The organism is Planctomyces sp. SH-PL62 (genome assembly GCF_001610895.1).
Lineage (GTDB): Bacteria > Planctomycetota > Planctomycetia > Isosphaerales > Isosphaeraceae > Paludisphaera.
The window spans coordinates 3,363,376-3,385,522 of the sequence record NZ_CP011273.1 but is presented as its reverse complement, the minus strand read 5'-3'; the positions used below and the strand labels follow the sequence as shown (position 1 = coordinate 3,385,522).

Below are 22,147 nucleotides of genomic sequence, written 5' to 3'. Positions count from 1 at the left end.
ATGAAGTACGACAAGAGGAAGACCGTGGTGGTGGTCGGCAACGGCATGGTCGGCCACCGTTTCTGCGAACGGCTCGTGGCGCTCGACCTTGAGCGTCGCTACCGGATCGTGACGTTCTGCGAGGAGGCGCGACCGGCCTACGACCGCGTGAACCTGTCGAAGTTCTTCGACGGCCGCGACGCCGACCGCCTCAAGATCGCCTGCCGGACCTGGTACGCCGAGAACGCCGTGGACCTCCACGTCGGCGACCGCGTCGCGGCCGTCGACCGCGAGCGGCGGCGGGTCGTCTCCGCGAAGGGGGTCGAGGTCGACTACGAGGCGCTGGTATTCGCCACCGGCTCCGCGCCGTTCGTGCCGGCGGTCCCGGGCGTGGACAAGAAGGGGATTTTCGTCTACAGGACGATCGAGGACCTGGAGGCGATCCTGGCCTATGCGCCGCGGGCGGGCTCGGCTGCGGTGATCGGCGGCGGGCTGCTCGGCCTGGAGGCGGCGAAGGCGGTCCGGGAGCTGGGCCTGGAGACCCACGTCGTCGAGTTCGCGCCCCGGCTGATGCCCCGCCAGATCGACGCCGCGGGCTCGAAGGTCCTGCTCGAGAAGATCGAGGCGATGAACGTCCGCGTCCACCTCGGCAAGAGCACGCGAGAGTTCCTCGGCAACGGGAAGGTCGAGGGCCTGGCGTTCGCCGACGGCGGCGAGCTCGAGGTCGGCATGGTCGTCGTCTCGGCGGGCATCCGGCCCCGCGACGAGCTGGCCCGCGCCTGCGGCCTGGAGATCGGCCCGCGTGGCGGAGTCGTCGTGGACGACGGGATGTGGACGTCCGACCCGGAGATCCTCGCCGTCGGCGAGGTCGCCGTCCACCGGGGGACGGTCTACGGCCTCGTCGCCCCGGGCTACGAAATGGCCGACGTGGCCGCGGCGAACCTGACGGGCTCCCTGAGGCGGTTCGCCGGCTTCGACATGTCGACCAAGCTGAAGCTGATGGGGGTCGACGTCGCCAGCTTCGGCGACCCGTTCGCCGACGCCGACGGGGCCCGGGCGCTGACCTTCGAGGACCCGTTCCGGGGCGTCTACAAGAAGCTCCTCTTCGCCCCCGACGGCGCGCGGCTGCTCGGCGGCGTCCTCGTCGGCGACGCCTCGGACTATGGCACGCTCCTCTCGGTCTTCAAGAGCGACGGGCCGCTCCCCGTCTCCCCCGGCGACCTGCTCTCCACCGGCCGAGGCCCGGCGCTCGGGGGCGCGGTCGACGCCCAGGTCTGCTCGTGCAACAACGTCGGCGAGGGCCGGGTCCGCGAGGCGATCCGCGACCAGGGTCTCAAGACGATCGCCCAGGTGAAGGAGTGTACGCTCGCCGGGACCGGCTGCGGCGGTTGCCTGCCGCGCGTGTCCGAGCTGCTCAAGGCCGAGCTGAAGGCCGCCGGCGCCCGGGTCGACGACCACCTCTGCGAGCACTTCCCGCACAGTCGGAAGGAGCTGTACCAGATCGCCCTCGTCCGGGGGATTCGGACGTTCGAGGCCCTGATCGCCTCGTACGGCCGGGGGCTCGGCTGCGAGACCTGCAAGCCGACCGTCGCCTCGATCCTGGCGAGCCTCTGGAACGAGAACGTCCTCGACCCGGCCCACGCCACCTTGCAGGACACCAACGACCGCTTCCTCGGCAACATCCAGCGAGGCGGGACGTACTCCGTGGTCCCGCGCGTCCCCGGCGGCGAGATCACGCCGGACCAGTTGATCGTCCTGGGCCGCGTCGCCAAGACGTACGGCCTCTACGCGAAGATCACCGGCGGCCAGCGGGTCGACCTCTTCGGGGCGCCCGTGCACCTCCTGCCCGACATCTGGTCCGAGCTGATCACGGCCGGATTCGAGAGCGGCCACGCCTACGGCAAGTCGCTACGGACGGTCAAGAGCTGCGTGGGCTCGTCGTGGTGCCGCTTCGGCGTGCAGGACTCGGTCGGCTTCGCCGTCCGGGTGGAGCTGCGCTACCGGGGGCTGCGCGCCCCCCACAAGCTCAAGGGGGCCGTTTCGGGTTGCGTCCGCGAGTGCGCCGAGGCCCAGGGCAAGGACTTCGGCCTCATCGCCACCGAGAAGGGTTACAACCTCTACGTCGGCGGCAACGGCGGCGCCCGCCCCCGCCACGCCGACCTCCTGGCGTCGGACCTCGACGAGGAGACGGCCCTCCGCTACCTCGACCGCTTCTTGATGTACTACATCCGCACCGCCGACCGGCTGACCCGGACGTCCACCTGGCTGGAGAACCTGGAGGGGGGGATCGATTACCTCCGCGACGTGATCGTCGACGATCGGCTGGGCCTCGCGGCCGAGCTGGAGCGGCAGATGCAGGCGCACGTCGACTCGTATCGCTGCGAGTGGAAGGCCGTAGTCGACGACCCGGAAAAGCGGCGGTTCTTCAAGCAGTTCGCGAACACTGACGACGTGGAGCCGGGCATCGAGATCGTCGCCGAGCGGGGCCAGCCGCGGCCGGCCGACTGGCCGGACGACTTCGTCCCGGTCGAGAGCCTGGGCGCGTCGGGCGCGGTCGGCCCGGACGGGGGCGAGCGTTCCTGGGTCCACGTCGGGACGGTCGCCGACTTCCCGCCCGACGGCGGCCGTGCGATCAAGCACGGCGCGGCCGAGATCGCCGTCTTCCGGTTCGCCTCCAAGGGCGAATGGTATGCCTGCCAGAACACCTGCCCGCACAAGCGCGAGGCCGTCCTGTCGCGGGGCCTCCTCGGCGACCAGCAAGGCGTCCCGAAAGTCGCCTGCCCGCTGCACAAGAAGACGTTCTCCCTCGAATCGGGAGCGTGCCTGAGCGGCGACCGATTCCGGGTCGAGGTCTTCCCCGTCCGAATCGACGGCGACGCCGTGCTGGTCGAGCTGCCGCCCGCGGAGGACATGGGACGTCTCGCCCGACTGCCCCAACCGTGCGCCACGGCCTGCCCCTGACCGACGCGAGGATCGTCGCAAGATCGCCTTCTTCCCCGAACCCGGAGCCCCGCCCCGATGAACCTGAGCGACTTCCGCCGCGCGGGCCACGCGCCCACCCTGTTCAGCGCGTTCCTCTACTTCGACGTCAGCTTCATGGTCTGGCTGCTGCCCGGCGCGCTGGCCAACTCGATCGTCGCGGAGTTCGGCCTGTCCGACGCCCAGAAGGGGCTGATGGTGGCGGTGCCGCTGCTGGGCGGGGCAGTGCTCCGCCTGGTCCTCGGGCTCCTGGCCGATCGGATCGGCGCCCGGCGGACCGCGATGCTCGGCATGGCCTCGACGGCCGCGCCCCTGCTGCTGGGCTGGCTCTGGGCCGACTCGTACCCGAGGCTGCTGCTCGTCGGGCTGCTGCTGGGCGTCGCGGGAGCGAGCTTCGCCGCCGCGCTGCCGCTGGCGAGCCGATGGTATCCGCCTCGGCTCCAGGGGCTGGCGATGGGGATCGCCGGCGCCGGCAACAGCGGCACGGCGATCGCCACCTTCTTCGGTCCCCGGCTGGCGGCGGTTTGGGGCTGGCGCGCCGTGTTCGGCCTGGCGCTCATCCCGCTGCTGGCGACTTTCGTCCTGTTCGCCCTGCTTGCCAAGGACAGCCCGAACCAGCCGACGCCCCGGCCGTTGCGGGCCTACCTCGAGGTGCTGCGGCGGGGCGACGCCTGGTGGTTCTGCCTGCTCTATTCGATCACCTTCGGCGGCTTCGTCGGGCTCGCCAGCTTCCTCAACGTGTTCTTCCTGAGCCAGTACGGCCTGTCGCCGGTGGCGGCGGGGGGCTTCGCGACGCTCTGCGTAATCGCGGGCTCCGCGCTCCGGCCGGTCGGGGGCCACCTGGCCGACCGACTCGGGGGCGTCCGTTTGCTGACGGCCCTCTTCCTCGCCGCAGGCGGGGCGATGCTGGGCCTGGCGACGCTGCCGCCGCTCGCCGCCGGGACGACGCTCCTGTTCGCGGCCATGGCGGCGCTCGGCATGGGCAACGGCGCGGTCTTCCAGCTCGTCCCTCAGCGATTCCCCAGAGAGATCGGCGTAACGACCGGCGTCGTCGGCGCCGCGGGTGGCCTGGGGGGCTTCTTCCTACCGACCATGCTGGGCGCCATGAAGCAGGCGACCGGCAGCTACAGCGGGGGCTTCCTCGCCTTCGCCCTGATCGGAGGCCTCGGCGGTGCCGCGGCGCTGGCCTACGCGAGCCGAGGCTGGCGCGGCATCTTCATCGACGAGGGCGGAAGGGCCGCGGAGCCCTCATGTGTCCCGCTTCCCGTCGCGGCCGAAGCCACCGGGGCCGCCTGATTCACCCGTCCGCCCGCGTGGCGGCCGGCCCTCCTCGATCGGGGCCACACGTCGCAAACGCCGCACCCAATCCAAGGGCCTCGACGGGCCTTCGCGGGCGGTCTTCGAGGCCCGGCTGGCAGGCAGGCGGCTTGGCGACCCGTCACGGCGGCGTCCCGGTCCTCGCCCCGGCGCTTCGCGAGATCCCCCTGGAGGACGATCCGACCGCGATCCGGTTCGCCGAGGGCCTGATACGGAGTGCATCTAGAAACGGCGCGTTCTTGCGCCCTGCGGCGGCCCCGGGGATGATGGCGGGGACACCTACGGGAGCCCCGCCGCCGACCACCTCACGCTGGACGAATTGCAAGCCCGAGCCGGCGCCGAGAGGGACAAACGCATGTTCCTCCGGCTGCGGGCCGTCTACCTGGCCTCCACGGGCCAGCCCACCCCCCTGCCCGAGTCCGAGGTCGCGCGATTCCGCGAGCGGCTCGACGCCGGGGCGACGCCCGACGATGGCGTCTACGCCCTCCTGCGCCGGCTGGGCTACTCGTGCCTCGCCCCCCCCGGGGCCCCCCAAGTCCGACCCCGCGGCCCGCGAGGAGTTCCAAAAAAAGTCGGCGGACTGATCGCGGAGGTCGCCGCCGCCCACCCGACCAGGAGGGAGGACGAGGCCCGCTTCGGCCGGAAGGGGACGGCGACCGTCTGGGCCCGCCGCGGCTCGCGGCCGACCGCCGTCCGCCAGACGCAGCACGAGCACCTCCGGGTGATCGCCGCGGCCTGCCCCGCCACCGGGGCGACCTCCGGGATCGTCATGCCCGGCCTGGACGCCGAGGCGATCAACCAACGTCTTCCTGGCCGAGCTCTCGCGCCGGCTCGCCCCCGACGTCCACGCCGCGTTGATCTGGGGCGGGGCGGGCTTCCACGTCGCCGGGGCGTCGGAGGTCCCCGAGAACGTCTCGCAGATCCGGCTGCCGCCCTACTCGCCCGAGCTGGACCCGATCGAGAACCTGCGGCACTACTTGCTACTGGTCCAACCGGCTCTACCCCGGCTGGGAGGACCTGATGGAGGCCGCCGTCGCCGCCATCGACGTCGGCATGGCCGACGCCGAGCTGATCAAGTCGGTCTGCGCCGCCCCCTACCTGACGCGAGGCCGGCGTCAGAACTAAATAGATTCCGTATCACCTCTCGTGACCCGGTTCAACGACGCGGGGCTGGCGGCGTTGACGCCTCGCCACGGCGGCGGGCGAAGCCCGACCTACGACGCCTCGGCCCGCGAGCGCATCCTCCGCGAGGTCCGCAGGACGCCCACACCCGAGGCCGACAAGACGGCCTCTAGGTCCTTGAGCACCCTGCGCGAGGCGTTGCGCTCGGCCCCCGACGGACTCCCCGACGTCTCGACTTACACCATCGAAAAAGTGCTCCACGAGGCCGGCTACAGCCACCAACGCACGCGGACCTGGCACCCGACCGGATCGGCCCTGCGCCTGCGAAAAGTGGGGTCCGTCGTGGCCTCGACCCGGACGCCGAGCCCGAAAAATGTTGATCGAGAATGCCTACCGACTGGGCGAGGCGATGGGCCTGCCGGTCTGGTGCGCCGACCAGACCGGGCCCTACCAGACGATCCCGCACCCCGGCCGGTCGTAGCGGCCCGGGGGCGATCCGGTGCGGCAGCCGCACGAGTACCTCCGCGGCGGCACGGCCAATGCCCTGACGCTCTGCTGTCCGACCGACAGCCGGGTCCGCCTGCAATGGGTGACGTCCTGCCCCAACCCAGTGCTGTATCCCTGGCTCAAGAGGGAGTTGGCCGCAATCCTGGCCGGGTTGCCCGATCCGCCCGGCGAGCCGGCCGCCGGGCGGCGAGCGGCCTGGGAACGCTGGAGGCGACTGCATCGCACTGGAACGCGTCGCCGCCCCCCTTCGTCTGCGGCGGCGAGCGGGCGGCCCGCCGGCGGCGTCAACGAGAACGCCGCCATCGCCTGGGCGGCTCGGGCGCTGTACACGGCCGCCCCTGCCGAGACGCTGTGGAGCGAGTTATGGCCACTCGACCCACTAGTGGGTCAAGTGCCATGCCCGTAGCCATAAGACCTGAGTACGAGTACAATCGGTGGCTTCTCGCACCAGGGAGGCCGCCATGTCGCGCCAGAAGAAGGACCCGCTCCGCGAGCTGACCGACGCGGAGCGACGGGAGTTGGTCCAGTTCAGTCGGTCCTCGGCCGCCCCGGCCGCCGAGGTCGTCCGCGCCAAGATCCTGCTGGCCGTCGCCGCCGGCGACGACTACCAGGACGCGGCCCGCGCCGTCGGCCGCCGCTCCGGCGACGCCGTCTCGCACCTGGTCGCCCGCTTCAACGCCGAGGGCCTTGAGGCGTTGAAGCCCCGCCACGGCGGCGGGCGGAGCCCGACCTACGGCCCGCAGGAGCGGGCGCGGATCGCCGCCGAGGCGGCCCGGGCGCCGACCCCGGAGGGCGACGGCACCGCCACCTGGTCGCTCTCGACGTTGCAGCGGACGCTCCGCGCGGCCGCCGACGGCCTGCCGAAGGTCTCGACCTATACCATCCGCCGCGTCCTGCGCGAGTCCGGGGCCAGCTACCAGCGCACTCGGACCTGGTGCCCCACCGGCAAGGCGCTGCGCCGCCGCAAGGTCGGGCCGGTCCAGGTCGCCGACCCGGATTCTGATGCGAAAAAAATTTGATCGAGGCGGCCTACCTCACGGGTACGTCGTCGGGGCTGGAGGTCTGGTGCACCGACCAGGCCGGCCCCTACCAGACGGTCCCCTACCCGGGACGGTCGTGGCGCCCCGAAGGGGACCCGGCGCGCCAGCCGCACGAGTACCTCCGCGACGGCACGGCGAAGGCCCTGACGCTGTTCCGCCCGGCCGACGGCCACGCCCGCGTCAGCGGCGTGACGGCCTGCCCCAACGCCGTCCTGCACCCCTGGCTGAAGCGCGAACTGGCGGCCATCCTTGCCGCGATGCCCGACCCTCCGGCGACGCCGGACGACGGCTGGCGTGGGGCCTGGGAACGCTGGCAGGAGGGCCTCACGGTCGTGCCGACGCTCCCGGAGGCACCGCCGCCGTTGCGGATGCTCTTGGTGCTCGACAACCTGGCCGGCCACAAGACGCCCGAGCTGGTGTGCTGGCTGTTCGACCACGGGATCATGCCGCTGTACACGCCGGTGGGCGGCTCCTGGCTGAACATGGCCGAGAGCCTGCAGCGGATCCTCAAGCGCCGGGCGCTGGACGGGCAGTACCCGACCGACGCGGCCCAGATCATCGCGTGGTATGAAGCCGCGGCGCGGCACTGGGACGCGGCGCCGACGCCGTTCCAGTGGGGCGGCAAGCGGGCGGCCCGGCGGCGGCGGCAGCGTGAGCGCCGTCACCACCTCGGCGGCTCGGGGGCCTGCTCGCGTGTCCCGGTCCCGCGGCGTGCCGACTTATGGCCACAGGCAATCCAAGTGACCCACTAGTTCCACGCCAACGAGTTTCAGGCGAACGATGGTTGGGGCGGTCCGTCGAGGCTCCACTCATCACCGATTAAAATCATATAAAGTCGTTGAAGAGGTTCTCCAGCATCTCCTGGCGGCCGCTGGCGTTCCGGGCCGCGTCCCCCTTTGGCAGGATGTAAGCCTCCAGGTCGGCGAAGCTCGCGGAGCCCGCCTCGACGCGGCGGCCGAGTTCGCCTTCCCAGCTCGCGTAGCGGTCCTTGACGAACGCGGCGAGCCGGCCGTCGGCGCGGACGGCATGGGCGATCTTGAGGCCCCGGGCGAAGGCGTCCATCCCGCCGATGTGGGCGTAAAACAGGTCGACCGGCTCGAAACTCTCCCGCCGCACCTTGGCGTCGAAGTTGACGCCCCCGGTCGTGAAGCCTCCCATCTGGAGCACGCCCAGCATACACTGGGCGGTCAGGTAGATGTTGGTCGGGAACTGGTCCGTGTCCCACCCCAGCAGGTAGTCGCCGGTGTTCGCGTCGATCGAGCCGAGCGCCCCGGAGCCGATGGCGACCTCCATCTCGTGCATCATCTCGTGCCCCGCCAACGTCGCGTGGTTGGTCTCGAGGTTTAGTTTGAAATGGGGGAGCAGGTCGTACGTCCGGAGGAAGTTCAGGCAGGCGGCGGCGTCGGAGTCGTACTGGTGCTTGGTCGGCTCCTTGGGTTTGGGTTCGATGTAGAACGTCCCCTGGAAGCCGATCTGCTTCTTGTAGTCGACCGCCATCTGCAGGAACCGACCGAGGTGGTCCACCTCGCGCTTCATGTCAGTGTTGAGGAGGGTCATGTAGCCCTCGCGGCCCCCCCAGAAGGTGTACCCGGTCCCCCCCAGTTCATGGGTGACCTCCATCGCCTTCTTGACCTGCGCGGCGGCGAAGGCGAAGACGTCGAAGTTGGGGCTGGTGGCCGCGCCGTGCATGTAGCGGGGGTTCGAGAACAGGTTGGCGGTGCCCCAGAGAAGCTTCACGCCCGTCCGCTCCTGCTCCTCCTTGAGGACGTTGACCACCGCGTCCAGGTTGGCGTGGCTCTCCTTGAGCGAGCGGCCCTCAGGTGCCACGTCGCGGTCGTGAAAGGCGTAGAACGGGGCGCCTAGCTTCTCGAAGAACTCGAAGGCGACCCTCGCGCGGGTCTGGGCGTTGGCGACCGAGTTGGTCCCGTCCTCCCAGGGCCGCTGCGCCGTGCCGACGCCGAACGGGTCGGAGAGGGGATTGCAGAACGTATGCCAGTAGACGACGGAGAAGCGGAGGTGCTCCTTCATCGTCCGGTCGCCGACGACTTCGTCCGGGTTGTAGTACTTGAATTCCAGCGGGTTCCGCGACTTCGGCCCGCCATACTGGATCTTCGGCACGTCTGGGAAGAAAGCAGCCATGGGTCGTCTCGCCAGTCATCAGACGGACATCGGTACACACGCGACGCCTCACTCTAAGGAGACGCTCGCGCGTGGGCAACCCCTCACCCGTCCCTCCCGCAGTCCCCCGCCCTCCCCTTAGCCCCGGCCTCCCGTCGCAAAAATCCCTCGATCCAGGCCGCGCCTCCGCCTTGCGAGCCGCCACGCGACTCGCTAGAATGCACCCTGTCGCATACGTTCTCGTCGCGACCGCTCCGGGCGGCTAACTCAGTGGTTAGAGTGCCATCCTCACACGGTGGAAGTCATTGGTTCAAATCCAATGCCGCCCATTTTCAACGCCTTGCACTGCAACGATTTGCGACGAGAAACAGGTCTTCATTTCCTGTTGCAATCGGTTTTGCAATTCCCTCCGGTTCTACTGCCCGGTCACGGCCACATCTTCCTTCGGGACGGCGTGGCCGATTTCGTTTCGTCGGCGAGGCACCCGACGAAATCATCCTGCATGGATATGCGACGGCTTGACCACCCGATCGGGAGCCGCCCTGGTCCTGCCTATTCGAGATCATTCCGTGCCTTGCAGGGACGAGGCCGGGGACGATGCTCGACGGCGTGATCCTAAACGGACATGGGATCAATACGCATGAGCCGACTTTTCCCGAGATCGGATGCGGTCGGCCAACGTTGCGGCCGGACTCATCCCGCTTGCGGGCTCTGCGCGGGGCGACTCCGACGGGTCGACCAGTCGGACGTCCTGCACGGCTTGTATCCGTTCCCCTCCGACCAGTGGGTCGGAGTTTGCAGGTCCATAATAGTTCGAGCCGCCGGCCGGGTGGGAAAGGTGGAACTTGTGGAGCCGATCGATCAAGTCTTTCAAATACTCGTGGCTTCCAGTCTCCAGGAGGTCGAGCAGCCGCTCGGCGTAGGGCCATGCGAGCTTCTGCTTCAGAGTGCTGAGTTGCTCCGGTTTCGGCGGATGAGGGAGGAACTGTTTGATGTCCGCAGCCCACAGGTAATCCCCATCCGGCAAGCCGAGGTGCCTGGTGAGGCGGTCCAGCCTGCCGCCCCGCCTCGAAAGACCGTCCTTTACGATGCGGCGCAGCCAGCGGTATTCGACTTCGACGGCCTCGGACAGGAGCCTTAATTCAAGGTCGTACGCTTCAATCTGCACTTTCTGAGATTGCATGAGCATCAAGCCGCGAGCCGCAGCAGCCTGTCTGCGGCGGCCTGGATTTCGGCGTCGGACGGGCCGGACCGCAGGATCGCGAGAATCTCCCCGGCCAGGAACTCGCGGCGCCAGGCCCCGCGTTTGTCGGCGTGGCTGGGTCGGCGGGTCGGCGAGTCCCAGGGCGAGTCCGTCCGGTCCACCAACTCGGCCTCCGATCGCCTCCAGGCCCACGCCTCGGTCATCGTGTAGGTCCAGAGGCAGACGAGGAAGGCCCCTACGCTCGCGTAAATGAACCGGACCTGCTGCTCCCCCGCCCCAACGATCTCCTTGATCTCGCGGAAGGCGATCTCCAGGCTGAACCGATCGGCGATCGTGGTCAGGACGTCGGCGACCGTCGCCTTCAGTTCGGTGCAGAAGTAAGCCCGCCAGCCGTGCGGCTCGTCGACCAGGACGACCTGAATCACGCCGCCGGCCGGCCGCCACGTCGCCGGGAACGTCTTGTATCGCTTGACGGCAGCCCCGTCGTACAACTCGAAACGATTTCGGGACCAGCCCCGCTTCTGGCCGGCCCGCTTGGCCAGGTCGATCGCCTTCTCGCCGTAGATGCGGGGGCGGCCCCGCCTGCCGGCGGGCCTCGGGCCGGGGACGGTCCGCAGGGCCGCGTCCTTGCAGAGCCGGCTGACGACCGAGATCCCCAGGGCCTTCGCCGGCCTCGACATCTGCCGCTTCGCATAGGCCCCGTCGGCGACCAACCAGATCGGTCGCTTCAGCAGGCCGAGCCAGTGCTTCGCCCACTGCAGCAGTTCGACGGCCATCTCCAGCTTGGTGCGGAACGCGTTACGATGCCTGAGATCGATCGCCGGCAAGTCCGCCCTTACGGACGTAGAGCCGCGACAGGAGCGGCGGGGCGATCACGCCCCAGGACCGGTACTCGACGAGCAAGGCCAGGACGACGAAGACATGGCCGTAGACGTGCGGGGGGCCGGCCGGGCCGGGCGTCGGGTTGTGATGCACGCCGGCGGCCTGCACGTATGGGCCGTAGCGTCGGGTCGGCGTGTCGTCGATCGCCAGCGTCAGCCGCCCCGAGCCCGTCGCCAGCGGGGCGGCGACCTCGTTCAGCAGTCGGACGGCGATCGAATCGGCCTTCCTGCCGGCCGCGGCGACGGTGATGTAGCAGGACCGGAAGCGGCCGCTCAGCCCCGCGGCCCGGATCCAGGTCGTGACGGTACGCCTCCCGCGGGCCAGCACCGCCCCGATGAACAGCAGGGCGAGCCGCGGCGCCGACCGACGGTCGAGCGACGAAGCGAGGCGGACGAACCACTGGCAAGGCGCGAGCGTCGGATGCGAGGATGACATCGGGGGTCGGCTCCGCTCGGGACGTCCGGCAGTCATGATAACCGCCATCGTCCCGCTCAGGTCGGCCCCCGTCTACGATGCCCCCTCGCGTCGGAGGCCGCGAACGCGCAGAACAGCGAATGTGTCCAGGTCCGGTTCCGCGTCCCGACGGGTGATGATCCACGACCCGGAGGACGGCGGCGTATACCTATGCCTGGTTCGTACTCTCAACGACTCGGCATGCGAGGCCGATTACTGGCACGAGAGCGTGACCGACGCCCGGCGAGATGCGGAAGACGGACTTGGGATCGGAGCCGACGCCTGGCGAACAATCCCCGACCCAGCGCCCGATCGTCCCCACGACCTGCTCTCTTGACCCACCGTGCAAGCTGAACGGTCAATTGTCATGAAATCCCGGAAAGTGCAGCGATAGCAAACCAGTCCACATCAAGTGTGTCCTGCTCATAGCCTGTGTACTTTATGGTTGTTCTCGTATGGTATTCCTGGTTAGACAACAAGCCATCCCATCCGGCCGATGAAGGCAACAGCTTTCTTGTCGCGTTAAACAGGCTGTGGCTTGACGGTTTGAGCGAGCTAACAGATGTGGATAAATGCGAAGACGATCTGGACGAAGCCAAGGTAGACTGAGGTGGGCATAATGTCGAGACCACTCGAGCCCGATTCTACAGCGGTTTGCCCTCGGGCGGCATACGCGAAGAGTAGCTGACGGAGCCATGATCGCGTGACGCGTCGGCTCGGGAGGCGTGCCGTGGGAAGACCTTGTTCGGCGGATCTGCGGGAGCGCGTGGTCGCGGCGGTGGACAGGGGCGAGGAGTCGCAACGCGCGATCGCCCGGCGGTTCGAGGTGAGCCCGTCGTTCGTGGTGCGGATGCTGCAGCGTCGGCGTGCGAGCGGCGGCCTGGAGCCGGGGCCCCACGGCGGCGGGGCCGGGTTCAAGCTCGGGCTCGACGAGCGGATTCGCCTGTTCGAGTTGGTTCGCCGGCACGCCGACGCCACGCCGAAGCAGATCAAGGAGCGGGGCGGCTTCGACTGCACGCTCGTGACGATCTGGCGGCCGTTGCGGCGGTCCGGCTGGACGCGGAAGAAGAAGTCGCCGCACGCCGCCGAACGCGACCGCCCCGACGTCAAGGAGGCCCGCCGGAGGTCCCGCCGCAAGGCGAAGCGGCTCGATCCGAGACGGCGGATCGTCCTGGACGAGGCCGGTGTCGACGCGTCGATGACCCCGACGCAAGCCCGGGCCCCGGGGGGGCGTCGGGCCGAGGGCTCGGCCCCGAAGGCGTGGCGGACGACGACCGTGGTCGCGGCGGTGGGCCTCGACGGCCTCCGCGGCGAGTCGGCGTTCGCCGGCGCCATGGACGAGCCGGCGTTCCGGACCTACGCCGAAGGCGTGCTCGCGCCGAACCTGCGCCCCGGCGACGTCGTGGTGATGGACGACCTTCGCGTCCACGACTCGGAGGCGGCCGAGGCCGCGATCGAGCGGGCGGGGGCGAGAGGGGTCCGGCCGCCGCCGTACAGCCCCGACCACGACCCCATCGAGGAGGTGTGGTCGAAGCTCAAGGCCCGCCTGCGTCGGATCGCCGCGGGGACGACCCCGGCGTTGCATCAGGCGCCGGCCGACGCCCTCTACCAGACCACGGCCAAGGATATCGCCGGCTGGTTCAGGCATTCAGGGCTGTATGCCATCCCGGGGTAAACCGCTGTAAACCAGGAGCAGCCCACGCTGCGGGCCGGAGGTGGATTTCGACCGCTCCTGCCGATTTCGCCCGCCGGAGGTGCAGGTTTCGGACGCAAAACCTGTCGGGGTCGACCGCCCCTCTGCACGTCTTCCGACGCCGTCGATCTGGATCGGGCCATGAGTATAGATGGAACAGATTTTTTACAGTCCGAAGGACGATTCCTCGTATTGCCTGCGGCGGTCGGGAAGAAGAACAATCTCGCTCCGCTGATCAGGAGAGCTGACGGTCATGACGTTGAGCGACGAGAGCTGAAGGGGCGGCCGCCTTCAAAGTCCGAGCGAGCTTCCACGTTCGTCGTCGTGGCGAGGCTCACGCCGAGCATCCTCAGCTCACCACGCAACTTCGGAGCGATACAGCCGGTCGATCCCGCTCTCCATCAGCTCGACCACATGATCGAGCGGCTCTCGCCGCCGCCCCACCCCCAAGCCCCTCCCGCCCGCCGGACGGACCAGCCGTCCCACAAGCGAATTTGAGTGCGAAAGTGCCCCGGTCACCGGCCCGCCTCGACCGGAGGCGGGACGATCGGCGAACTCCCGGCTGGAGCGTCGTCCGGGAGGATCTTGAGGCTTTTTTTACGCCCCGTCGTGCGACTTTTGCGCCCGCTTGATCCGCCCTCGGATCTAATGGACCTAGGTCATCGTGGACGGGAGACGTAGCATGGATATCGCCTGGTTGCTCGCAGTGGCGGCGTTCTTCGGGGCATGCGGCCTGTCGATCCGCCTGATCGACGGACTTCGGAGGGAGGCTTGAGCATGGACTGGACGCAACTCGTCGCCTCGGTGATGGCGGTCCTCCTGGCGGGCTACCTGCTCGCCGCCCTGCTCAAGCCGGAGTGGTTCTCATGACGACCTTCGGTCTGATCCAGATCGGCCTCTACCTCTCCGTGCTCGGCCTCTGCGTCCGGCCCCTCGGACTCTTCATGGCGAGGGTCCACCAGGGGCGCATCCCCCCAATCCTCGGCCCATTGCGGCCGCTGGAACGGCTGGTGTATCGGGCCGCCGGGATCGATCCGGAGGCCGAGATGGGCTGGCGACGGTACGCCACGGGGCTGCTGAGCTTCAGCATGGTGAGCATCATATCCGTGTACGTCTTCCAGCGACTCCAGGGCGTCCTGCCGCTGAATCCCGAGGGCCTGCCCGCCGTCTCGCCCGACTCGGCGTTCAACACCGCCGTCAGCTTCGGCACCAACACGAACTGGCAGGGTTACGGCGGCGAGGCGACGATGAGCTACTTGACCCAGGCTGCCGCCCTGACGGTGCAGAACTTCGTCTCGGCGGCGGCGGGCATGGCGGTCTTGGTCGCCTTGATTCGGGGGTTCTCGAAACACGAGTCGGACTCCATCGGCAACTTCTGGGTCGATCTGACCCGCAGCATCCTCTACATCCTGCTTCCATTGTCGTTCGTCCTCGCCCTGGTCTTGGTCTCGCAGGGGGTCGTCCAGACGTTCTCCGCGTACCGGGGAGTGACGCTCATCGAGCCGATCAAGGACCAAAGCGGGGAGACGACGACCCAACGGATCGCCGTCGGGCCGGCGGCCTCGCAAGTGGCGATCAAGCAATTGGGGACCAACGGCGGCGGCTTCTTCAACGCCAACTCGGCGCATCCGCTTGAGAACCCGACGCCCTTGTCGAACCACCTTCAAATGCTGGCCCTCCTTCTGATCCCGGCGGCGCTCTGCCTGACCTTCGGCGAGATGATCGGCGACCGTCGGCAAGGATGGGCCTTGCTGGCCGCCATGTCGTCCGTCCTGGTCGCCATGATCGCTCTGGCCGTCGTGGCGGAGGGGAAGGGTAACCCGGGTCTGGCCGCCCTGGGGGTGGATCAGACCAACGGCAACATGGAAGGCAAGGAGGTCCGTTTCGGGTCGGACGTGTCGGCCCTCTGGGCGGTGGCGACGACGGCGGCGTCCAACGGCTCGGTCAACTCGATGCACGACTCGTTCACGCCGCTGGGCGGCCTTGCGGCGATGTGGCTGATGCAGCTCGGCGAGGTGATCTTCGGCGGCGTCGGCTCGGGGCTCTACGGCATGCTCGCCTTCGCCCTGGTGGCGGTCTTCCTCGCCGGGTTGATGGTGGGGCGGACGCCCGAGTACCTGGGCAAGAAGGTCGGGGCCTTCGAGATGAAGATGGCCTCGCTCGTGATCCTGCTGCCGTGTGCGACGGTCCTCGTCGGCTCGGCCCTCGCCGTGAGCTTGCCGCAGGGGCGGGCGGCCGTCGCCAACCCAGGCCCGCATGGTTTCAGCGAGATCCTCTACGCCCTCTCGTCGGCCTCGAACAACAACGGCAGCGCCTTCGCCGGTCTGGGGGCGAACACCCCCTTCTACAACGGCCTGCTCGGCCTGGCGATGCTCGTCGGGCGGTTCGGAGTGATGATCCCCATCCTGGCGATCGCCGGGTCGCTGGCCGGAAAGAAGCAGGTTCCCGCCGGCCCCGGCACGTTGCCCACCCACACGCCTCTCTTCGTCTCCCTCTTGGTGGCGGTGGTCGTCGTGGTGGGGGCCCTCTCCTTCTTCCCGGCCCTGGCGCTGGGGCCGATCGTCGAACATCTCATGCTCCCCGCATGACCGAGGAGTATACGAACATGACTTCCCGCACGCAGGCCCGAACCTTCGATCGCACCGTGCTCTTCGAGGCGGTCCAGGACTCGCTCCTGAAGCTCGCCCCTCGGCACCAGCTCAAGAATCCGGTGATGTTCGCCGTCTACCTGGGGAGCATCCTCACGACGCTCCTGTGGATTCGATCGCTCGGCGCCGCCACGGGCGAGTCGTCCGGTTTCATCTTCGAGGTCGGCGTCTGGCTCTGGCTCACGGTCCTCTTCGCCAACTTCGCCGAGGCCGTCGCCGAGGGACACGGAAAGGCCCAGGCGGCGAGCCTTCGGAAGTCCCGCACACAGATCGTCGCCAGCCGGATCGTGGACCGCCGGTCCAAGACCACCGAGGACGTACCCGCCCCGGACCTCAAGTTGGACGACCTCGTGATCGTCCGGGCCGGGGAAGTCATCCCCGCCGACGGCGAGGTCGTCGAGGGGGCCGCCTCGGTGGACGAGAGCGCCATCACCGGCGAGAGCGCCCCGGTCGTCCGGGAGAGCGGCGGCGACCGCAGCGCCGTGACGGGCGGAACGAAGGTCATCTCCGACTGGCTGGTGATCCGGGTCACGGCCCTTCCCGGCCGGAGCTTCCTCGATCGCATGATTGCGATGGTCGAGGGAGCGAAGCGGCAGAAGACGCCCAACGAGATCGCCCTGGCGATCCTGCTGGCGGCGCTCACCCTCGTCTTCCTGCTGGTCGTCGCCACGCTCCTGCCCTACTCGGTATTCAGCGTCGAGGCGTCGGGCCAGGGGCGGCCGATCACGCCGACCGTGCTCGTCGCCCTCTTCGTCTGCCTCGCCCCGACGACCATCGGGGCGCTCCTGTCGGCGATCGGCATCGCCGGGATGAACCGCCTGAGCCGGGCGAACGTCGTCGCCATGTCGGGCCGGGCGGTGGAGGCGGCGGGCGACGTGGACGTGCTCCTGCTGGACAAGACGGGGACGATTACGCTGGGTAACCGCCAAGCGACGGCCTTCCACCCGGCGGAGGGCGTCTCGGAACGAGAGCTCGCCGAGGCGGCCCAGCTCGCCTCGATCGCCGACGAGACGCCAGAGGGCCGCAGCATCGCCGTCCTCGCCAAGGACCGCTTCGGGCTCCGTGGCCACGACCTGCACGATCATGCCGTCGAGTTCGTAGCGTTCACCGCCCAGACCCGGATGAGCGGCGTTGACCTCGACGGCCGAGTCATCCGCAAGGGGGCAACCGAGGCCGTCGCCCGCCACATCCAGGATCAAGGGGGCGTCATCCCCGAGACGCTGACCGAACGGGTGCGGACGATCGCACGGTCGGGAGGGACGCCGCTGGTCGTGAGTCGGGATGCCCAAGCGCTCGGCGTGGTCGAGCTGAAGGACATCGTGAAGGGGGGCATCAAGGAGCGGTTCTCCGAGCTGCGCCGCATGGGCATCAAGACGGTGATGATCACCGGCGACAACCCGCTGACCGCCGCCGCCATCGCCGCCGAGGCGGGCGTGGACGACTTCCTGGCCGAGGCGACCCCCGAAGCGAAGCTCTCGCTCATCCGAGAGTATCAGAAGGGCGGCCGGCTGGTGGCGATGACCGGCGACGGCACCAACGACGCCCCGGCGCTGGCCCAGGCCGACGTGGCGGTCGCCATGAACACCGGCACGCAGGCGGCCAAGGAGGCCGGGAACATGGTGGACCTCGACTCGAACCCGACGAAGCTCATCGAGGTCGTCAACATCGGCAAGCAGCTGCTGATGACCCGAGGGGCGCTGACGACCTTCAGCATCGCCAACGACGTGGCGAAGTACTTCGCCATCCTCCCCGCCGCCTTCGCCACGACCTACCCGGTGCTCGGGTCGCTCGACGTGATGCGGCTGTCCTCCCCGTCCGGCGCGATCCTGTCGGCGGTGATCTTCAACGCCCTGATCATCATCGCCCTGGTGCCGCTGGCCCTCCGGGGCGTCCGCTACCGTCCCGTCGGGGCCGCCCAGCTCCTGCGGGACAACATGCTCGTCTACGGCCTGGGCGGGCTCGTGGTGCCCTTCGTCGGGATCAAGGCGATCGACCTGCTGCTCTCGGCGATCGGTATCGTCTGACCGGTCGCCGATACGAGAGGAACGAGTCCCATGAAAGATGCCCTCCGCACGTCCGTCGTGATGCTGGCGATCCTGACCCTGCTGACGGGCGTGGCCTACCCGCTCCTCGTCACGACGGTCGCCCAGGTCGTGTTCCCGTCGCAGGCGAACGGCAGCCTGGTCGTCCGGGACGGCGAGCCGGTCGGCTCGTCGCTCATCGGGCAGGCATTCACGAACGACGCCTACTTCCGGGGGCGCCCGTCGGCCACCTCTCCGGTCCCATACAATGCCGCCTCGTCGGGGGGCTCGAACCTGGGGCCGCTCAACCCGGCGTTGAAAGAGGCCGTGCAGGCCCGGCTCGACGAATCCCGACGGGACGATCCGGGACCGTGGGCCGTCCCCGTGGATCTGGTCACCGCATCGGGGAGCGGGCTCGACCCGCACATCAGCCCGGCCTCCGCCAAGGTCCAGGCGTCCCGTGTGGCGAAGGCTCGGGGCATGTCGGAAAATGAGCTGCGGGCGCTGATCGATCGCCACACCGAGGGGTGCCAGCTCGGCGTCCTCGGAGAGCCCCGTGTGAACGTCCTCCTGCTGAACCTTTCGCTCGACGAGGCGACCGGCCGGCCATGATCGATCAGCGCCCCAACCCCGACGCCCTACTTGGGCAGGTCCAGGCCGAGGAGGCCCGGCGGGGCCGGGGTGCGCTCAAGATCTTCTTCGGCTATGCGGCGGGGGTGGGGAAGACCTACGCCATGCTGGAGGCCGCCCGGCGGGCGGCTGCATCCGGCAGGGAGGTGGTCGTCGGCTACGTCGAGCCGCACGGCAGGCCGGAGACCCTGACGCTCCTGGAGGGGCTGGAGGCGATCCCGCCACACCTGGTCGAGTACCGTGGGGTGACCCTGCGGGAGTTCGATGTGGATGCGGCGCTCGCCCGCCGGCCCGAGCTGATCCTGGTCGATGAGCTGGCCCACCACAACGCCGAGGGCTCCCGTCACACGAAGCGATGGCAGGACGTGGAGGAGTTGCTTGGGGCGGGGATCAACGTCTGGACGACGCTCAACGTCCAGCACCTCGACAGCCTCAACGACGTGATCGGCGGCGTCACCGGCGTCACCGTGCGAGAGACGATCCCCGATCGGGTCTTCGAGCGGGCCGATGATTTGGAGCTGGTGGACATCACGCCCGAGGAGCTGCTCGAACGCCTTCGGGCGGGCAAGGTCTACATCCCGGAGCAGGCCGAGCGGGCGTTGGCGGGCTTCTTCCAGAAGTCGAATCTCGTGGCATTGCGAGAGTTCTCTCTGAGGCAGGCGGCCCGGCGGGTCCAAACCGATGTGGAGTCCGCCCGGCGGCAGCGGTCGGCCTCCGAGCCGTGGGCGACGGCCGACAGGCTGCTCGTCTGCGTCGGCCCCAGCCCCTCCACGGCTCGAGTGCTCCGAACGGCCAAGCGGATGGCCCAGGCCCTCGACGCCCCCTGGACGGCGGCGGCCGTCGAGCGCATGGACATGGCCGCCGACCCGCTGGTCCAGGTCCGGCTGGCCGACCACTACCGTCTTGCCGAGCGGCTCGGGGCGGAGGTCGTCACGCTGTCGGGCCGATCCGTCGCCCCCGCTTTGCTCGATTACGCCCGCACCCGGAACGTCACCAAGATCCTCATCGGCAAGACCGAACAGCCCCGCTGGAAGCGGCTCCTGTCCGGTTCGATCGTGGATGAATTGCTCGAACGCAGCGGCGACATCGACGTGTACGTCGTCCGGGGAGAGGGCGACCCGGCCCGCTCGTCCCGGACTCGACCGCCCGCCGCCCCGGCCGATCGGCGGCCTTATCTCAAGGCGGCTGCGATCGTGGGCGCCGGCACGGCGGCGGCGGCCCTGGTCGATCGGATCGGGCTGCACTCGGCCAACGTCGCCATGGTGTTCCTCGCCGCCGTCGCCCTCGTGGCGGCCGTCTGCGGGCGGGCGCCCTCGATCCTGGCGAGCGTCGTGGCCGTCCTGGTCTTCGACATCGGGTTCGTCCCGCCCCGCTACACATTCGCCGTGGCCGACACGGAATACCTCGTGACGTTCGGCGTCATGCTCGCCATCGCCCTGTTGATCAGCACCCTCACCGCCCGGCTCAGATCTCAGGTCGAGAGCGGGACTCTTCGAGAGCGCCGCATCACGGCGCTCTACGAGCTGGGCAAGCAACTCAGCTCGATCTCGGGGGCGGCCTTCCTGGCGGCGGCGGCGGCCCGCAAGGTCGCCGAGCTGACGAACGGGGAGGTGGCGATCTATCTCGGCGAACCCGGCGGCGTGCCGGAGGTCGCCTTCGGCCGGGGCTCGGCCGTCGCCGCCCACCCGGTGAGCGACCCGACGGCCCGATGGGTCATGGAGCATGACCAGATGGCGGGGGCGGGGACCGACACGCTCCCCAACGCCGTCGCCCTGTTCGTGCCGCTGACGGCCTCGCAACAGACAGTCGGAGCGCTGGCCGTGAAGGCCGAACCAATCGGGCGGCTGCTGGAGCCCGACCAGAGGCGGCTGCTGGAGGCGTGCGCCGGCCAGCTCGCCCTGGCGATCGAGCGAGACCGGATGTCGCTCGCGGCCTCGGAGGCCCTGGTCCAGGCCCAGGCCGAGCAGGTCCGCAACACCCTGCTGAGCGGCGTCTCCCACGACCTGCGGACGCCGCTCGCCGCCATCGCCGGGGCCAGCACCGGCCTGCTCCAAACCGACACGTTCGACGAGTCGACCCGACGCCAACTGCTGGAGACGATCGCCGACGAGGCTAACCGCCTGACCCGGCTCCTGGAGGACATCCTCCAGATGTCGAGGCTGGAAATGGGCGGGGCGACCGCCCGGATGCAATGGAACATCCTGGAGGAGGTCGTGGGATCGGCACTCGGCCGCACCCGGTGCGAGTTGGGCGATCGACGGGTCGAGGTGTCGATCCCCGGCGACCTGCCCCTGCTGCTGGTGGACGGCCTGCTTCTGGAACAGTTGTTCGTCAACCTGCTGGAGAACGCCGCCCGCTATACGCCCCCGCAAGCGGTCGTCTCCATCACGGCGAGGCCCGAGGCAGGTTGGGTGATCATCAACGTCGCCGACGACGGCCCCGGCTTGCCTCCGGGTTCCGAGGAGCGGATCTTCGAGAAATTCCGCCGTGGCGATCCCCACGCCGACGCCGGGCGTGGCAGCGGGCTGGGCCTGGCGATCTGCCGAGCCGTGGCGAAGGTCCACGGTGGGGAGATCACGGCTGCGAATCGACCCGACGGTGGGGTGCGTTTCACCCTGCGGCTCCCCCTCCCGCAAGATCCCCCGCAGATCGAAATCGAATCGAGCGGGGACTGACCACGACCGAGACGGAGGAAGACGCCCGTGCCCGAAGGAAGCCACCTGATCCTGATCATCGACGACGAGCTTCCCATCCGGCGCTTCCTGCGTGCCTCCCTCACCGCCGAGGGCTACGGGATCGTCGAGGCCGAGTCGGGCGAGTCGGGCGTGAAGCTCGCCGCCCGGCAGCCGCCCGACCTCGTGATCCTCGACCTCGGGCTGCCGGACATCGACGGCCAGGAGGTCATCCTACGGCTCCGGGAATGGCTCACCGCCCCGATCCTCATCCTCTCCGCCAGGGACCAGGAGACGCAGAAGGTCCGGGCGCTCGACGAGGGCGCCGACGACTACCTGACCAAGCCCTTCGGCATCGGCGAGTTGCTCGCCCGCATCCGCACGGCGATGCGGCACGCTCACCCCGCCCGAACGGAATCCTCGGTCCTTTCGATCGGCGACCTCCGAGTCGATCTCTCGGCGAGGCAGGTTCTCGAGGGCGAGGAACGGATCGCCCTGACCCCCATCGAATACAAGCTGCTCGTCACGCTCATGAAACATCCGGGCAAAGTGCTCACCCACCGATTCCTGCTCCGTGAAGTCTGGGGGCCGCAGGCGTCACAGGAGACGCACTACCTCCGGGTCTTCGTGGCGGGCCTGCGGCGGAAGCTGGGCGACGATCCGGCCCGCTCCCGTTACATCGCCACCGAGCAGGGCGTCGGCTATCGATTCGCAGCGGAGTGATCGACCGCTGGTCCTGTCGAATCGCCTCAGATAAGCCGGCGAACAAGGCTGCCTCCACCGGGGTCAGGATTGTGGTAGAGGTGACGGTCGCTCACGAGCCGAGAGAGCGAGGCGACCTCGGGCTACTCCAGCAGGAAGGCCGGGCGGCCGTGGAGGCGG

General features: G+C 69.2%; 15 protein-coding genes and 1 tRNA gene. 12 read left to right on the top strand and 4 right to left on the bottom strand.

Annotated elements, in window-relative coordinates:
* The 4 genes from nirB (at position 1) to VT85_RS13090 (ending at position 7,696) form a co-directional block, all read left to right on the top strand.
* On the top strand, positions 1 to 2,940 hold the full coding sequence (nirB, locus tag VT85_RS13110; protein ID WP_068415762.1) for a nitrite reductase large subunit NirB: 2,940 nt from the start codon (positions 1 to 3) through the stop codon (positions 2,938 to 2,940).
* A gap of 57 nt (positions 2,941 to 2,997) precedes the next feature.
* The gene (locus tag VT85_RS13105; protein ID WP_082858577.1) at positions 2,998 to 4,254 is read left to right on the top strand and encodes an MFS transporter; all 1,257 of its coding nucleotides are present in this window, start codon (positions 2,998 to 3,000) and stop codon (positions 4,252 to 4,254) included.
* A 2,111-nt stretch (positions 4,255 to 6,365) separates the two neighbouring features.
* Positions 6,366 to 6,923, top strand: coding sequence for a helix-turn-helix domain-containing protein (locus VT85_RS13095; protein WP_068411620.1), 558 nt, complete (start codon positions 6,366 to 6,368; stop codon positions 6,921 to 6,923).
* Positions 6,920 to 7,696 (top strand): transposase, encoded by a 777-nt coding sequence (locus VT85_RS13090; RefSeq protein ID WP_082858376.1) that lies wholly within the window; start codon positions 6,920 to 6,922, stop codon positions 7,694 to 7,696. Before VT85_RS13095 ends, VT85_RS13090 begins: the two co-directional genes overlap by 4 nt.
* Positions 7,697 to 7,769: 73 nt before the next feature.
* Here VT85_RS13090 and xylA read toward each other — a convergent pair whose 3' ends face one another.
* Entirely contained in the window at positions 7,770 to 9,083 is a 1,314-nt protein-coding gene (xylA, locus tag VT85_RS13085) for a xylose isomerase (protein WP_068415756.1), read from the bottom strand.
* Between the two features lie 235 nt (positions 9,084 to 9,318).
* On the opposite strand from xylA, the gene VT85_RS13080 reads away from it, so the two are divergent.
* Positions 9,319 to 9,391, top strand: a tRNA-Val gene (locus VT85_RS13080).
* 302 nt (positions 9,392 to 9,693) lie between these two features.
* On the opposite strand, the gene VT85_RS13075 is transcribed toward VT85_RS13080, so the two are convergent.
* From VT85_RS13075 to VT85_RS28495, 3 genes are read right to left on the bottom strand one after another with little or no spacing between them, the layout of a single operon-like run.
* Positions 9,694 to 10,245 carry a hypothetical protein gene (locus VT85_RS13075; RefSeq protein WP_068415753.1) on the bottom strand — a complete coding sequence of 184 codons (552 nt, stop codon included), beginning with the start codon at positions 10,243 to 10,245 and terminating at the stop codon, positions 9,694 to 9,696.
* A gap of 5 nt (positions 10,246 to 10,250) precedes the next feature.
* Positions 10,251 to 11,093, bottom strand: coding sequence for a transposase (locus VT85_RS28500; protein ID WP_197490651.1), 843 nt, complete (start codon positions 11,091 to 11,093; stop codon positions 10,251 to 10,253).
* A complete protein-coding gene (locus VT85_RS28495; RefSeq protein ID WP_197490649.1) occupies positions 11,065 to 11,583 on the bottom strand; it encodes a transposase in 519 nt (172 codons plus the stop codon). Before VT85_RS28495 ends, VT85_RS28500 begins: the two co-directional genes overlap by 29 nt.
* Positions 11,584 to 12,331: 748 nt before the next feature.
* Between VT85_RS28495 and VT85_RS13065 the strand changes: the two genes are divergently transcribed.
* The 7 genes from VT85_RS13065 (at position 12,332) to VT85_RS13040 (ending at position 21,988) form a co-directional block, all read left to right on the top strand.
* Entirely contained in the window at positions 12,332 to 13,276 is a 945-nt protein-coding gene (locus VT85_RS13065) for an IS630 family transposase (protein WP_197490648.1), read from the top strand.
* 795 nt (positions 13,277 to 14,071) lie between these two features.
* On the top strand, positions 14,072 to 14,164 hold the full coding sequence (gene kdpF, locus VT85_RS27625; RefSeq protein ID WP_156512849.1) for a K(+)-transporting ATPase subunit F: 93 nt from the start codon (positions 14,072 to 14,074) through the stop codon (positions 14,162 to 14,164).
* On the top strand, positions 14,161 to 15,882 hold the full coding sequence (gene kdpA, locus VT85_RS13060; RefSeq protein WP_068415746.1) for a potassium-transporting ATPase subunit KdpA: 1,722 nt from the start codon (positions 14,161 to 14,163) through the stop codon (positions 15,880 to 15,882). The genes kdpF and kdpA overlap by 4 nt, the downstream gene beginning before the upstream one ends.
* A 17-nt stretch (positions 15,883 to 15,899) precedes the next feature.
* The gene (gene kdpB, locus VT85_RS13055; protein WP_068421958.1) at positions 15,900 to 17,966 is read left to right on the top strand and encodes a potassium-transporting ATPase subunit KdpB; all 2,067 of its coding nucleotides are present in this window, start codon (positions 15,900 to 15,902) and stop codon (positions 17,964 to 17,966) included.
* A gap of 30 nt (positions 17,967 to 17,996) precedes the next feature.
* A complete protein-coding gene (kdpC, locus tag VT85_RS13050; protein WP_068415743.1) occupies positions 17,997 to 18,575 on the top strand; it encodes a potassium-transporting ATPase subunit KdpC in 579 nt (192 codons plus the stop codon).
* On the top strand, positions 18,572 to 21,268 hold the full coding sequence (locus VT85_RS13045) for a sensor histidine kinase (RefSeq protein WP_068415740.1): 2,697 nt from the start codon (positions 18,572 to 18,574) through the stop codon (positions 21,266 to 21,268). Before kdpC ends, VT85_RS13045 begins: the two co-directional genes overlap by 4 nt.
* A 27-nt stretch (positions 21,269 to 21,295) precedes the next feature.
* Positions 21,296 to 21,988, top strand: a complete 693-nt coding sequence (locus VT85_RS13040) for a response regulator (RefSeq protein WP_068415737.1) — start codon at positions 21,296 to 21,298, stop codon at positions 21,986 to 21,988.
* Positions 21,989 to 22,147: the final 159 nt, after the last annotated feature.

Coding starts and splice junctions, on each gene's coding strand:
- VT85_RS13095 (WP_068411620.1), top strand. CDS start 6,366: ATGTCGCGCCAGAAGAAGGACCCGCTCCGCGAGCTGACCGACGCGGAG.
- kdpF (WP_156512849.1), top strand. CDS start 14,072: ATGGACTGGACGCAACTCGTCGCCTCGGTGATGGCGGTCCTCCTGGCG.
- xylA (WP_068415756.1), bottom strand. CDS start 9,083: ATGGCTGCTTTCTTCCCAGACGTGCCGAAGATCCAGTATGGCGGGCCG.
- VT85_RS13105 (WP_082858577.1), top strand. CDS start 2,998: ATGAACCTGAGCGACTTCCGCCGCGCGGGCCACGCGCCCACCCTGTTC.
- kdpB (WP_068421958.1), top strand. CDS start 15,900: ATGACTTCCCGCACGCAGGCCCGAACCTTCGATCGCACCGTGCTCTTC.
- VT85_RS13075 (WP_068415753.1), bottom strand. CDS start 10,245: ATGCAATCTCAGAAAGTGCAGATTGAAGCGTACGACCTTGAATTAAGG.
- VT85_RS13045 (WP_068415740.1), top strand. CDS start 18,572: ATGATCGATCAGCGCCCCAACCCCGACGCCCTACTTGGGCAGGTCCAG.
- kdpC (WP_068415743.1), top strand. CDS start 17,997: ATGAAAGATGCCCTCCGCACGTCCGTCGTGATGCTGGCGATCCTGACC.
- VT85_RS28495 (WP_197490649.1), bottom strand. CDS start 11,583: ATGTCATCCTCGCATCCGACGCTCGCGCCTTGCCAGTGGTTCGTCCGC.
- kdpA (WP_068415746.1), top strand. CDS start 14,161: ATGACGACCTTCGGTCTGATCCAGATCGGCCTCTACCTCTCCGTGCTC.
- nirB (WP_068415762.1), top strand. CDS start 1: ATGAAGTACGACAAGAGGAAGACCGTGGTGGTGGTCGGCAACGGCATG.